13 protein-coding genes and 2 tRNA genes are annotated in these 13,105 nt (G+C 63.0%); 8 read left to right on the top strand and 7 right to left on the bottom strand.

What is annotated here, in order from left to right:
• Positions 1 to 64: 64 nt before the first annotated feature.
• Entirely contained in the window at positions 65 to 898 is an 834-nt protein-coding gene (locus ACFQGD_RS02440; RefSeq protein WP_345406768.1) for a GntR family transcriptional regulator, read from the top strand.
• A gap of 3 nt (positions 899 to 901) precedes the next feature.
• Complete coding sequence (locus ACFQGD_RS02435; protein WP_390183479.1) at positions 902 to 1,642, top strand: glycosyltransferase family 2 protein; 741 nt, start codon at positions 902 to 904, stop codon at positions 1,640 to 1,642.
• A 3-nt stretch (positions 1,643 to 1,645) separates the two neighbouring features.
• Here ACFQGD_RS02435 and ACFQGD_RS02430 read toward each other — a convergent pair whose 3' ends face one another.
• From ACFQGD_RS02430 to ACFQGD_RS02405, 6 genes are all read right to left on the bottom strand, one after another.
• Entirely contained in the window at positions 1,646 to 2,077 is a 432-nt protein-coding gene (locus ACFQGD_RS02430; RefSeq protein WP_345406762.1) for a hypothetical protein, read from the bottom strand.
• A 376-nt stretch (positions 2,078 to 2,453) separates the two neighbouring features.
• A complete protein-coding gene (locus ACFQGD_RS02425) occupies positions 2,454 to 3,176 on the bottom strand; it encodes a hypothetical protein (RefSeq protein ID WP_345406759.1) in 723 nt (240 codons plus the stop codon).
• A gap of 70 nt (positions 3,177 to 3,246) precedes the next feature.
• Positions 3,247 to 3,705 carry a hypothetical protein gene (locus tag ACFQGD_RS02420; RefSeq protein ID WP_345406756.1) on the bottom strand — a complete coding sequence of 153 codons (459 nt, stop codon included), beginning with the start codon at positions 3,703 to 3,705 and terminating at the stop codon, positions 3,247 to 3,249.
• Positions 3,706 to 4,058: 353 nt separating this feature from the next.
• Positions 4,059 to 4,131 (bottom strand) — tRNA-Arg (locus ACFQGD_RS02415).
• Between the two features lie 81 nt (positions 4,132 to 4,212).
• Positions 4,213 to 4,302: transfer RNA gene (locus ACFQGD_RS02410), tRNA-Ser, on the bottom strand.
• Positions 4,303 to 4,462: 160 nt separating this feature from the next.
• A complete protein-coding gene (locus tag ACFQGD_RS02405; RefSeq protein ID WP_345406753.1) occupies positions 4,463 to 6,484 on the bottom strand; it encodes an acetoacetate--CoA ligase in 2,022 nt (673 codons plus the stop codon).
• 245 nt (positions 6,485 to 6,729) lie between these two features.
• On the opposite strand from ACFQGD_RS02405, the gene hisC reads away from it, so the two are divergent.
• Positions 6,730 to 7,782, top strand: a complete 1,053-nt coding sequence (gene hisC / locus ACFQGD_RS02400) for a histidinol-phosphate transaminase (protein ID WP_345406750.1) — start codon at positions 6,730 to 6,732, stop codon at positions 7,780 to 7,782.
• Positions 7,783 to 7,841: 59 nt separating this feature from the next.
• On the opposite strand, the gene ACFQGD_RS02395 is transcribed toward hisC, so the two are convergent.
• Positions 7,842 to 8,597, bottom strand: coding sequence for a sulfite exporter TauE/SafE family protein (locus ACFQGD_RS02395; RefSeq protein WP_345406747.1), 756 nt, complete (start codon positions 8,595 to 8,597; stop codon positions 7,842 to 7,844).
• Between the two features lie 219 nt (positions 8,598 to 8,816).
• Between ACFQGD_RS02395 and ACFQGD_RS02390 the strand changes: the two genes are divergently transcribed.
• The 5 genes from ACFQGD_RS02390 to ACFQGD_RS02370 all read left to right on the top strand — a co-directional run bounded on the left by ACFQGD_RS02390 (position 8,817) and on the right by ACFQGD_RS02370 (position 13,100).
• On the top strand, positions 8,817 to 9,248 hold the full coding sequence (locus ACFQGD_RS02390) for an ATP-binding protein (protein ID WP_345406744.1): 432 nt from the start codon (positions 8,817 to 8,819) through the stop codon (positions 9,246 to 9,248).
• Positions 9,245 to 10,069 (top strand): SigB/SigF/SigG family RNA polymerase sigma factor, encoded by an 825-nt coding sequence (locus ACFQGD_RS02385; protein ID WP_345406741.1) that lies wholly within the window; start codon positions 9,245 to 9,247, stop codon positions 10,067 to 10,069. The genes ACFQGD_RS02390 and ACFQGD_RS02385 overlap by 4 nt, the downstream gene beginning before the upstream one ends.
• Before the next feature lie 153 nt (positions 10,070 to 10,222).
• Positions 10,223 to 11,101 carry an alpha/beta fold hydrolase gene (locus ACFQGD_RS02380; protein ID WP_345406738.1) on the top strand — a complete coding sequence of 293 codons (879 nt, stop codon included), beginning with the start codon at positions 10,223 to 10,225 and terminating at the stop codon, positions 11,099 to 11,101.
• A gap of 123 nt (positions 11,102 to 11,224) precedes the next feature.
• A complete protein-coding gene (locus tag ACFQGD_RS02375) occupies positions 11,225 to 11,440 on the top strand; it encodes a hypothetical protein (protein ID WP_345406735.1) in 216 nt (71 codons plus the stop codon).
• 346 nt (positions 11,441 to 11,786) lie between these two features.
• Entirely contained in the window at positions 11,787 to 13,100 is a 1,314-nt protein-coding gene (locus tag ACFQGD_RS02370) for a hypothetical protein (protein ID WP_345406732.1), read from the top strand.
• The last annotated feature ends 5 nt before the right edge of the window (positions 13,101 to 13,105 follow it).

Genomic DNA, 13,105 nt, shown 5'->3' with positions numbered 1-13,105 from the left:
ACTTGCTGAGGTCACACCTTGCCCGGGAGGTCCTGAGGTTGTCAAGTCCTCTTAAGGAGATAGGATGGATTCACAGCAGCAAACACGGACGGTGGTGCACAAGTTGGCCAAGCAATACGAGCGGATCGCGGACGATCTACGTGCGAAAATCCGCGCCGGGGAACACTTGCCAGGGGATCGCATCCCCACCGAAGACGCACTCAAAACGCACTACAAGGTGAGCGCACCGACGATCCGGCATGCGGTCGGTGTGCTGGAAGCGGAAGGGCTAGTTCAGCGGCAGCACGGGCGAGGAACGTTCGTTCGCAAGCCTCGGGCGAAGGTGCAGCGGACAGCTGAGCGCTACCAGTGGGAAAAAGACCGTGTGAAGCTCAGCGACGAAGAACGCCGCACGACTGGCGCGACTGAGCGCGACACCGGCCGCGACATGTCGGCGCTGGAGTTCTACGCCGCGTACGACTCGGTGTTCGCTAATGCGGACTTGGCCGCCGTATTCGACGTTTCGGAAGGCACCAAGCTGCTGCACCGCGTCTATCGGACCAGGCTCAAGACCGAAGACGCCCCATTGAGCCTCATCGACTCCTACATCGTGCACGACGTCGCAGCGCGCAACCCTGACCTGCTCTTGGCAGACAACGAACCGTGGCCAGGCGGAACGCAGCACCAGCTCTACACCATCGGAATCGAACTCGACCACATCCGTGAAGAGCTCACCGCACGACCGCCGACCGTGGACGAAGCACAGCAACTTGAGTTGAGCGCGGGCACGGCAGTGATCGCACTACGGAAAATCTCCGTAGCGACTACCGGTGACGTCGTTGAGGTGTCCGACGTCGTGTTGCCCGGTGACCGAACCGTGGCGGTCTACACGACCCAGCTCACCCGCTGGGACGACTGAACCATGCCGCTGCTCTCCGTCATCACACCCGTGTACCAGCCAGTCGCGGAACATCTTCGCGAAGCATACGAATCCTTGAAGTCGCAAACGCTGCCGAACGGGTGGGAATGGGAGTGGGTCGTCCAGGAGGACGGAGAAACGCGCGTTGCCCACCAGATTCTGCCGAACGATCCGCAAATCAAGTTCGGCTCCGGCCGTCGTGGCGGCGTTGCGCTCACACGAAACCTCGCGTTAGGACGGTCGCGCGGCACGCTCGTAAAGAACCTGGACGCCGACGACGTACTCACGCCAGGAGCGCTCGCCCGAGACATTGAAGCATTCCAGCGCGACCCGGAGATTCGCTGGACTACCTCCCGCGTGCTTGACCTGCTACCGGACGGCTCCACCGTCGGTTTCGATGCCGACCCAGCCGAAGGGCGGCTAGAACCCGGCAAGGTCCTGCGCCATTGGCGCGAGAACAACTATCGCCTGCCAGTCCATCCCACGACCATCTGCATCGACCGAGACCTACTCGTCACTCTCGGCGGATGGATGGGCATACCCGCCTCAGAAGACACCGGACTACTCCTCGCGGCCAGCTCCGTCAGCGTCGGACACTTCATTAGCGAAGTCGGCCTCTATTACCGCAAATGGCATGGCCAAGCCACGGCGAACGATGCCCACCACGACGAGACCGAGCGCGACGTCCGGATGCGACTCATCGGAGAGCGAGCCGATGTGCTTCATCAGCGATGGGGACGGTGAACGCTACGTGGATTGCTCGGCGTCGACCTGGGTCCGCCAAATCTGCCGCACCTCGTCCGAGTCCAGTCCGGCCGCTTCGGCGGCGTCGCTGAACGTCGCCTCAGCGTCGATGGCGGCGGTGATAGCCGCGTCTCTCCCAGCCGAGTCGTCAGCGGCTGAGCAGTCACGGACCCGTTGCAGGGCATCGCGGCGGGCGCGGTCACGGCGTGCGGCTAACTGCTGCGACACTTCTGCCTCGTCGATCGCGGCCTGGAGGTGAGCGCGGAGGGTCTGTGCGTCGTCAGGACTGATCACGGCGGGTATCCCGGTGGTGCCTACCCTGATCGCGACGTACGGCGTCGTGTCGCGGATGAGGGTGCCTACGAACACTGGCTTGCGCTCGTCGGCGTCCAGCTCCCAGCAGGCATCCCAGGCGTTTCGGCCGCTGTAGCTCATGGCCTCTGCTTTCCTCTCTCGTCTGCTAGCGTCCTGCGGCTCGTCTGAGCTGGCGGATTCGTTCCGTGGTGACTACGGATGCTTTGGCGCACTGTAGCTGTGTGGCTCCTAGGTCAAGTGCGCGAATAACGGCGTCGTCGCGTGCCCGGGTGTCGCGGGCTTCGGCGGCTGCACGGATTTCGTCCAACACTAGTGCGATCTTCACGTCAGGTTCCACGGCCACGGATCGTAGGCCCGTGTGCATGAAATCATTGAACCGGCAGGCCGAAACACTGGCTCCGCACGCCGCCGCAGCGAGGCGGGCCCTCCATGAAAGCACCGCCCTACCGGTCGGCGGATTCGCTTTAGACTTCTGTTCGCTAGAAGTTTCTGCACCCTATTCTTTCGGTGGCTTCTTTGCCTGTCTTGTCGATTTCATTCCCCTAGAAACTGTTAACGTTACCACCATCGGATCATTTACTCGATGCCCACCCCACTCGTCGGCAGCATTTTTGAACCACCGAAACCATCGCTCAAACGATCGGAGGGATCGTTCCGTTAACAACCAATTCAACGGAACTTGGTCCCAGTTGTTTGGATGCGAATTGAATACATTGTTCAGCTTCGGGTGCTCGACAGCATCGCGTCTATATATTATTTCCTGCAAGGCATCATAACCTTCTCCTGCCGCTGACACCGACGTTATCTCTGCGCTATCGAAAGCTTCGCGTATTCGTTCTGAAAGCGTGTTACCGGAAATTTTGAACTGCAGTCTTGACTCAATCTCCTGGCAGAAGTGTTGCATAGTCAGCACGGTGTTCAGCAGCATCTGGGTACCCGCACCGTAAACCAAAAAGACTAAGTCCGGTTCGTCTGCACCCTCCAGGCTGCGCGCGTTACTCGATTCGACCGGGCGATCCAAAACCTTCTTGTGAAGCTTCGCCAACTCGCTGTAGCCGCTACGCGCCATCAAAAAATGGAGATACCACAGCCGTCGGATTTCATAAGAGATCGTGCCGAATTGCGCATGCTCAGCGTGCTGAATGATTCTTACTGGCGTACCAGCAGGGATCTCTTTCCCCAGTGAAGGATCTGACTGACTCTCGTGCTTTATACCCAAGTCAACTACCTACTTTCCAAGCGAAGGTTCTTACTTCCGTGAGAACGTTCTCTTTAAGTCGCCGGGCCTCTTAAGCTGTATCAAGCTCAAAGAGGAATTCCTTCACATCTGACCATCTATCGCCGATTCTCCACCAGCTCCCGCAGTCGCCAATTTCCCTCTCGTCTTCTACTCTGAGAAGAATTTTTCTGCATGACGGATTACGGCGCATAACATCGAATTCCTGGAGTGCGGAAGTCGCGGAATCAATCACGTCGGCGTACTTTTCTCGGTCGGGACGGGTCTCAATGAAAGCGACGATCCGCTCAAAGAGCTTTTGGAACTCTATGTTTGGTGCTGCGCAGTCCCACCCGCTCACCAGCGGATCGGGCTTGCGCGCACAACGGGTGATAAGTTCTTCCATTGCCAATATTCGGCGACCGAACTTGTGCAAGACAGAGTCCGGGACAACTGTTGGTACTGGCATCGAGACCGTGCGCGACGGCTCGTTTTGCTGCGCTGCAGAAGTCGTTGTGGCCGTGACCGTCATAGGTGAAGGAGACGATGGTGCGCTACACGCGACTGTTAACGCGATGCAGCCAATCGCCACGGTATGCCTACCAAGCTGGACAAGGCTCATGTTGTGTAGTCGCCCAACCCCAGCCGGTTGTTGCGTTAGACATGTGCGAGGTTCGACATATCGTGATCACTGGGCGAAAGAGCGACCAGCACGCGGGATAGTCCGGGGCTCGCGACGTCCTCAACGAACTGGACCTGCGGCCCACAAATGGCCCACAGCCAGCCGCACAGCGCCACACACGGCCGCATACGGCCGCACAACGACGAATGCCCCGCTGACCGGATTTGTGCTGGTCAGCGGGGCATTCATCATGGTCACAAGCGCGCGCCCCGAGGGATTCGAACCCCCAACCTTCTGATCCGTAGTCAGATGCTCTATCCGTTGAGCTAGGGGCGCTTGTTTTCAGTTTGTTCAGCTAGCAGGCTAGCTGATCGCTCGAACCAGCCAGCAACCGGGTGCTGATCGGCCCAAGCTCAGCGGAGGCTGCGGGATTCGAACCCGCGAGGGGGTGTTGCCCCCAACCGCATTAGCAGTGCGGCGCCATAGACCAGACTAGGCGAAGCCTCCCAGGCGGATGGCCAGTGAGCAACTACATTACATGTCCGCTCATAGCCAACGCTACGGGCCCCCGTCCGTGGGGAGTGATGCGCGCCGCCGCCGCGTTGAGCGCAGGCAGAGCACCTTCTACCTCGCCCAACGCAACGAAAACAGCGTTCACCGCACGATGTCAGCGCGTGGCTGCCCCGGTTGCCCTGGCGATGAACGGCTCAAGCGCCATCGGGTTGGCCAGCGCGTCAGCCGACACAGCCTTTTCGGGCCGCACACCGCTGAGGATCTTCTTCACGGGGACCTCGCATTTCTTGCCGTTGAGCGTGCGCGGCACCTCGCTGACCTCGATGAACTCGTCCGGCACGTGCCGGGGTGAAAGCGCCGAGCGCAGCTCCTTGCGTAGCTCTGGCTCCACATCCGAAAGCGACGCGCCAGGCGCCATCACGACGAAGCACAGCAGCTTTCCCTCGTCCTCGCCAACGCGCGTGGTGTCGATCACCAGGGAGTCCGCGATCTCGTCGCGCCCCTCGACCACCCGGTAGAACTCGGCTGTGCCCATCCGCACGCCGCCCCGATTCAGCGTTGAGTCACTGCGACCGTAGATGACCGACGATCCACGCGATGTGATGCGGATCCAGTCGCCGTGCCGCCATACGCCCGGGTACTCGTCGAAGTATGCCGAGTGCAGCCGGGAGCCGTCCGGGTCGTTCCAGAAGAACACCGGCATCGACGGCATCGGCTTGGTAATCACCAACTCGCCGACCTGCTCCACGACCTCGTTGCCGTCCTCGTCGAACGCCGCGACCGCCGCCCCAAGCGCGCGGCAGGACAGCTCACCAAGCCATACCGGCACGTCCGGTGAGGCCCCCACGAACGCGGTACACACGTCAGTGCCACCGGATACCGAGCAGATCTGCACTGGCCGTCCGTGCTCGTCCCTGCCGAGCTCGTCGATGATCCATCGGAAGCCCTCAACGCTGAGCGGCGCACCGGTCGAGCCGACCGCCCGCAGCGCGGACAGGTCGTGCTCCTGAGCGGGCTTGAGCCGTTGCTTGAAACACTGCTGGATATAGGGCGCCGAGACCCCCAGGTAGGTGATCCGGTGCTGCTCCGCGAGTCGCCACAACGCACCGAGGTCCGGATAACCAGGACTGCCGTCGAAGAGTACGACTGTCGACCCGACAAGCAGGCCGGAGATCAGGAAGTTCCACATCATCCAGCCGGTCGTGGTGAACCAGAAGAACCGCTCGCCTGGCCCGAGGTCCATCTGCAACGACAGCGACTTCAGATGCTCCAGCGTGATACCGCCGTGCCCCTGGACGATGCCCTTCGGCAGACCTGTGGTGCCCGATGAGTACAGCACCCACAACGGGTGCTCGAACGGCACCGGATCGAACGCGAGCGGCGCGCCCTCCTGCTGGGCGAGCAGCGCGTCCCAGTCGAGCGCGTCCTCGACGCGACCAGTACCGGCGTAGTCGATCAGTACGGTCGCGTTCAACGAAGGCATCTCCGCGCGCAGCTCGCGCACCGTGCCAGTGATGTCGAACGTCCGCCCGCCATACATGTAACCGTCGACCGCGACGAGCACCTTCGGCTCGATCTGGGTGAAGCGGTCAGCGATGGCCCGCACGCCGAAGTCCGGCGAGCAGGATGACCACACCGCGCCGAGGCTCGCTGCCGCGAGGAAAGCGACCAAAGTCTGTGGGCAGTTCGGCGCGAGCGCGACCACCCGATCGCCCATTCCCACGCCGAGCGACGACAATGCCGCCCGCGCGGCGGCGACCTGCGAGCGCAACCGCCCGTAGGTGAGCTGCGAGGTAAGACCGTCCTCCCGGTGGAAGATCACCGCCAGCTCATCGTCACGCTTCTCCGCACCGGCGATCCCGCCAGACAGCGCGTGCTCGGCATAGTTCAACGAGCCCCCGGGGAACCAATGCACACCTGGCATCCGCTCGCCCTCGGTGACCGCCGTCGGGCGATCGTGCCAGCGCACACCGCAGAACTCGGCCGTCGCGTCCCAGAAGGCATCGAGTTCGGTTACCGACCAGTTCCAAAGTTCGTCGTAGTTGGTGACCTGCACGTTCTTGGTGTCACGCAACCACTGACGGAACCGCTCGATAGCGGTGTCCGCGACGTGGTCCTCGTCAGGTCGCCACAGGACTTCCGGGGCATCAACGTGGGGATGGGACTGCGGTGTCATGCACCCTTCCTAGCCCATGCCCGCCGACACGCGCCAGACCCGCTGCCGCGAGTGGGTACCCGAGGCGGGAGTTGGCCCGCGAGTGGAACCATTCGCGGGCAAGTTCAACCACGTGAGCCGATTAAGCCTGATTTGTCCAGTACGCACACCAGGAGAACCGCTAACCTCAAGGTCGTACCTCACGTGGGACCCACGCAACCGTACCGAGGTGCCATGAGCACCGGAGAAGACCAGGAGCTGAACCTATGCCCGTCTCGCCGCGCGCAGATCTCGACTCGCTGCCGGCCTACGTGCCGGGGCGTTCCATTCCCGGCGCCATCAAACTGGCAAGTAACGAAGTACCACTGGGCCCGCTACCCAGCGTGCTCGACGTCATCGCCGACGCGGCGAAGTCGGCCAACCGCTATCCCGACATGGGGGCGTTCGCGCTGGTCGAGCGGCTCGCGTCGAAGCTGGACGTCAGCCAAGATCAGGTCGCGATCGGCTGCGGCTCGGTGTCACTATGCCAACAGCTCATCCAGGCGTTCTGCGCGCCAGGCGATGAGGTGCTGTTCGCCTGGCGCTCGTTCGAGGCGTACCCGATCATCACCCAGGTCGTCGGCGCGCACCAGGTCACCATCCCACTGGATGACACGTACGCGCACGATCTCGACGCCATGGCCGCCGCGATCACTCCTAAGACTCGTGTGGTGTTCGTGTGCAACCCGAATAACCCCACTGGCACGGCGGTGCGCCGCGAGGCACTGGAACGGTTCCTGGACACCGTGCCGGACAACGTGCTGGTCGTGCTGGACGAGGCATACCGGGAGTACGTAACCGATCCCGACGTGCCGGACGGCCTCAGCCTGCTGCCAGGCAGGGACAACGTCGCGGTGCTACGCACGTTCTCCAAGGCCTACGGTCTCGCCGGACTGCGGGTCGGCTACCTGATCTCGAACGAGACCGTGGTGTCAGCGACCCGGAAGGTTTACGTGCCGTTCAGCGTCAACTCAGTCGCGCAGGCGGCGGCATTGGCCTCGCTGGACGCCGAGAAGGAACTACTCGCCAGGTGCGTTGAGTTGGTGGCAGAACGTGAACGCGTGCGCGACGGGCTGCTAGCGGCAGGCTACGACGTGCCTGAGTCCCAAGCGAACTTCGTGTGGCTGCCGCTTGGTGAGCGTACTGCGGACTTCGCCGAGCACGCGCTGGAGAGCAAGGTGATCGTGCGGCCCTTCGTCGGCGACGGCGCGCGGGTCACCATCGGGACGCCAGAAGAGAACGACACCCTGCTCGCCACCGCGACTTCGTTTCCGCGCTGACCGCGCCATGGGGCGGCACGCCGCCGCTGCCGCCCCATGCGAGCAGGTCTCGCCGAGGCTCAATCGAGTACAAGCTTGACGATCGCGGCCACGGCGACTAGCACGATCACGGCCCGCAGCACGCGCGGCGGGAGTTTGCGGCCGATCTTCGCCCCGAGCAGGCCGCCGACCGTGGAGCTTACCGCGAGCAAGCCAATCACCGGCCAACTCACCGGGGCATAGAAGGCGTACACGACTCCAGCGACGGTATTAACAACCGCGGCGAGCACGTTCTTCACGCCGTTGAGGCGCTGTATCGGCTCGTTCAGGAACATGCCGAGCACCGCCATCAGCATCACGCCCTGTGCGGCGGTGAAGTAACCACCGTAGACGCCGATCAGCAGCACGAACGTGAACAGGACCGGCCCGCCGTGGCCGTCAGCGCTGCCGCTGCGCCGCAACACCCAAGCGCTGACCTTGGGCTGGGCTACTACCAACACAAGCGCGAGGCCGATGAGCCACGGCACGACAGTCTCGAACGCATCGGGCGGCAACGCGAGCAGCAGGATCGAGCCACCGATGGCACCGACGACGGATCCGACGGCGAGCCGGGTGACCCTGCCCGCTTGTCCCGTGAGTTCCTTCCGGTAGCCGATCGACCCGCTAATGGCCCCCGGGATGAGCCCGATGGCGTTAGACGTCGTGGCCGTGACGGGCGGATAGCCGAGCGTGATCAACACGGGGAAAGTCACAAGAGTGCCCGAACCAACAACGGTATTGATCATTCCGGCCCAGATACCCGCCGCGGAGATCACGATCGCATGCCACCAGGTCACCGTTGCAGGCTAGGCGGATCTTGCCGAGGCCGCGACGCGGACGTGGTAAACCCCTCATGGAGCACGGGGCCGAACAGGATTGAGCCGGCACCCTGGTGGGTATACGTACTACGCCGAGCGAATGGCGAGACCTGCGGAGCAGGTCATCGCACGGCACAGTGGTCGCGAGAGCGGCGATACTCGCGGCGGGCCCGCAGTAGTTAAAGAACGTGGTGAAAAGTGGCAGATGCGCAACAGCGCGCCGGGAGTGACATCGGCGCGAAGGATGACATCGAAATGCGCCTCGGTGCGAACTTGGTCCACCTCCCGATCGTTCGCGCCGTGGCGGTCAATATCGCGATGCGCGCCGACTTCGATGTCGACGCGATATCCGACCTGGAACTCGCCGTCGATGAGGCATGTTCTTCACTAATCGCCCACGCCGTTGCCGGTTCGGTGTTGGCATGCCGGTTCACCATCGGCGCGGACGACATCATGTTCACGGTGACCGTCACATCGGCGGAGGACGTGACGCCGAGCGAATCCACGTTCGGCTGGCGCGTGCTGACGACGCTCACTGACGGCGTCACGAGTTGGGCCGATCAGCTTGAGGACTCGCTGCACGAGGTGCACATCGAGTTCGTCAAGCGCAGGCCGGTGGTAAGCCGGTGAGACAGGCGGCGACATCGCAGCAGCGGCACTCATCACACGAGTACGACCATTTGGTTCCGCTGTTTGAGGAGCTCGCCGTCCTTGCTGACGACGACCCGCGTCGCGGGACCATTCGGGACGAGCTGGTGAGGGGCTACCTCCCGCTGGCAGAGCACATCGCACACCGGTTCGCGGGCAGGGGCACACCGAAAGAGGATCTCGTGCAGGTCGCCACCGTTGGACTCATCAATGCGGTGGACCGGTTCGAGCCGGACAAGGGCAGCGATTTCCTCTCGTACGCGGTGCCGACGGTCATGGGAGAGGTCCGCAGGCACTTTCGCGATGCCAGCTGGGCAATGCGTGTGCCACGCAGGCTCAAGGAGTTACACCTGTCGGTGTCCGGAGCCAGCACACGCCTCGCGCAAGAGCTGGGCAGGGCGCCGACACCCGCCGAAATCGCCAACCACCTCGGGATCAGCAGGGACGAAGTGTATGAGGGGCTCGAAGCGGGCCAGGCCTACCACGCGTCATCGCTGGACGAGTCACTCGGCAATGACGGCGAAGGAATGCCGCTCGGCGAGGCCATTGGGGAGCAGGACGCGGGGATCGAAGGCGTCGAGAACCACGAGGCGCTCGAACCGCTCATCCGCGAGCTGCCGCAGCGGGAACGGCACATCATCGCGCTGCGCTTCTACTACAACCTCACGCAGACACAGATCGCCGAGCGCGTAGGCATCTCGCAAATGCACGTGTCACGCCTGCTCAGCCGCACCCTCGCCAAACTGCGCCAGGGCCTGCTGGAAAGCGACACCGACGCCGAGGGCTCGGAGAGCAGCGAATAGACGTCCTAGCAAGCGCTACGCCGCCCGACGTCGCGGCGAACGGCGATCCGACAACGATGACGGCGGAACTCGACCCACTTCGTCGCGGAGATCTGCGCGGCGAACTGAACTCCGGCCTACCCTGGTGTCCTGATCACGGGAGAGGTGGAGCGCATGCCCGAGCAGTTCGCGGAAGGCGTCAACGGCATCGATGTCTGCTACGAATCGTTCGGGCCGCCCGATGGCGAGCCGCTGTTGCTGATCATGGGGCTGTCGGCACCAATGATCTGGTGGGACGAGGAGTTCTGCCAACTGCTCGCCGGGCGCGGCTTTCACGTCATCCGGTTCGACAACCGGGACTGCGGCCGCTCGACGTCGATTGGCGGCGCGGTGAGCCTGCCCGCCGCATACTTGGGCAGAAAGACCGCCTACTCGCTGGATGACATGTCCGACGACGCGGCCGCACTACTGACCCGGCTCGGCATCGCGTCGGCGCACGTCGTCGGTGCGTCGCTGGGCGGCATGATCGGTCAACTGCTGGCCATTCGGCACGCCGATCGGGTGCGCTCGCTGACGTCGATCATGTCGCATACCGGCAACCGGTTGGTCTGGCGGCCACACCGCAAGGCCGTGTCAACGCTGCTCACCGCTCCGCCGCGCGACCGCGACGGCTACATCACCCATCACCTGCGGATGGCGAGCGTGATCGGTTCACCCGCCTACCCGGCCGACGAGAAACGACTGCGCACGCGCGCGGAGCGTACGTTCGACAGGGGCGTCAACCGGGCGGGCACGGCGCGGCAACTGGCCGCGGCTATCGCGGCACAGGATCGCACGCCGATGCTGAAGCGGCTGCGGTTGCCGACATCGGTCATCCACGGCGCGGACGACCTGCTGATCAACGTCGGCTGCGGGCTGGCGACGGTACGCGCCGTGCCTGGCGCTGAGCTGCACGTCATCAACGGTATGGGCCATGACTTACCTGAGCCGCTGTGGCCTCGGTTCGCTGACATGATCGAGCGCACCGCGCAGCGCGCCACCGCAGTCGGCTAGCGGCAGGTGACGCGCCTGGTTAGGAAACACCAGGTGGGGTAACCCACCCCGGCGACACCGGGTCTCCGGTTGCCGCCGAACGATCAGCGGGGGAAGCATGGACGTCAAGGAGGTGCCGCCATCGTGATCGAGCCAGCCGACGACCACGACCGTGACATGCCGGACGACCCGCAGACACGCCCCGACGACGCGGTTGACGCGCTGGAGGAGCGCGTCTTCGGCGAGCGCGCCGAGCAACGTCGCGACGAGGACGACACCGAGGAACCAGCGTTCCGGCACGATATCGATACCCAGGACCCGGAAAGCCCGAACGCGGGCCCGGACGAGCCGACCGAGTAGCAGCCTTGACCTCCAGCGGACTCGGAAGTTCCAGCGTTGCCCGTGACAGCTCATCGCACTGATCATCACCGCAGCGCTTCCCGCCGTAGCATCTCAGGCGTGCGAGATTGTCGCACTACGTAGTCGCGATGTAACGCGAGGACGTTTCCCGTCGAATCTTCTTTCTAAGCACAAGCCACGCCCGCAGCGTCGCACGAGTAGCCGTGCGACCAGCGAGTAACAGGACAACGACGTCCACGAGGGAAACGCTATGAGCACTCGCCCCACGTATCTCAGTTCAGGAGAACCCGCACGACTCATTCCCGTCGGTGCAGACACGTCGAAAGAAGCACGCGCGGTATCCATCATGCTCGCGGCGCTGACCAGCGTCCCACCGTTCGCGAAGGCCATGCTGCAGCACATTGGCCAGCGCCTCGGTGTTCGTGCCAGCTTGGAGTGCTTCACCGAGGTCGTCTTCGACGGAAACAGCGACAAGATTCGTCCAGACGGGCTGATCGTCGTTGATGGTGGTCGCGGCAGGCAGTGGCACTGCCTTGTAGAAGCGAAGATCGGCCGAACGGAGATTGATGCTGACCAACTCACGAAGTACCTCAACCTCGCGCGGAGCAACAACGTTCCCGCACTGCTGACGATCTCCAATCAGTTCGTCGCAACACCGCGGCACAGCCCGGTACGTCTACCCAAAAGCGCAACCAAAGGTGTCGAGACGTTCCACTGGTCGTGGATGTCCGTCGTCACGGAAGCGATGCTGCTCCTCAACGAATACGACTTCGAACGACCTGAACAGCGCTTCATTCTCAACGAGATGGTGCGCTACTTCTCGCACCGCAGTGTGGCGGTCACGACGTTCGACCGGATGAACCCTGAATGGAAGGAGTTGAACTCAAAGGTCCAGTCGGGAGCGCGACTGGCGAAAACAGCGCCAGAAGTTGAGGACAGTGTCGCAGCCTGGCACCAGGAAACCCGCGATCTGTGTCTTCTGTTAAGCCGCAAACTAAGTCACACGGTCAGGTTGCGACTCAGCCGTGCGCACCGCGAGGATCCAACGGCACGGATGCGAGACGATTGCGAAAGCCTTGTCGCCACACATCGGCTGAGCTGCACTTTTGACATTCCCGACGCCGCAGCGCCACTCGTCGTTGTCGCCGACCTACAACGTCGCTGCATCTCAGTCTCCATGACGCTGGCCGCACCACGCGACAAACAGCGCGCATCAAGCCGCATCAACTGGCTGTTGCGACAACTCACCAAGACCGATCCCCATGGCATCCATGTCAGGGCGTACTGGCCAGGCAGGGCGCCCACGACCCAAGCATCGCTTGCCGATCTGCGTGATAATGCCAGCGTCCTCGAATCCGAGAACCGCTCACTAGTACCGACGAGCTTCGAAGTTCTATTGGTGCAGGACCTCGCAGGCAAGTTCAGCGGCTCACGCACCTTCATCGAACTGCTCGAGGGAGCCGTGCCCACCTTCTACGAACGGGTTGGCGAGCGACTCCGGCCGTACATCACGCCGCCACCCAAGCTGCAACGCCAGCAGGCTGAAAGCGCCGATGACGCAGGAGCACCGGATGGCCACCATGACGAAGCGGTAGGGAACCGGGTCGCTCCGCTACCCGAGACCACACCCATGACCACCGAACAACCAGACAGTTCCTGACCGAT

It is taken from the genome of Haloechinothrix salitolerans, assembly GCF_042662605.1.
Taxonomy (GTDB): Bacteria; Actinomycetota; Actinomycetes; order Mycobacteriales; family Pseudonocardiaceae; genus Haloechinothrix_A; species Haloechinothrix_A salitolerans.
Note: the sequence above shows the minus strand (reverse complement) of the source record. Positions and strands in the feature narration are given on the sequence as shown.